The organism is Mycobacterium intermedium (assembly GCF_002086275.1).
GTDB classification, from domain to species: domain Bacteria; phylum Actinomycetota; class Actinomycetes; order Mycobacteriales; family Mycobacteriaceae; genus Mycobacterium; species Mycobacterium intermedium.
In genome coordinates this window covers 1-225 of record NZ_MVHT01000378.1, presented here as the reverse complement: position 1 = coordinate 225, position 225 = coordinate 1, and the positions used below count along the sequence as shown (strand labels likewise).

At 65.8% G+C, this 225-nt stretch carries 1 protein-coding gene; it reads right to left on the bottom strand.

Going from position 1 to position 225, the window contains the following annotated elements; translation table 11 throughout:
* Positions 1-225: beta-ketoacyl synthase N-terminal-like domain-containing protein (locus BST27_RS31105; protein ID WP_282957606.1), on the bottom strand; the 225-nt coding region annotated here is incomplete at both ends.

Here is a 225-nt window from a genome sequence, read left to right as displayed (position 1 = left end):
GTCGCTCTCGTTGTCGTGCAGGCTGCGGCAGGCCAGGTGGATCGCGGTGAGGCCAGAGGAGCAGGCGGTGTCCACCGTCAGCGCGGGACCTCGCAGTCCCAGGGCGTAGGCGATGCGCCCGGATCCCATGGCGAAGCTGTTGCCCATGTATCCGTACGGCCCGTCCAACGCCTGGGCATCGGCGTGCACGAACTGGTAGTCGTCATGCATCAATCCCATGAACAC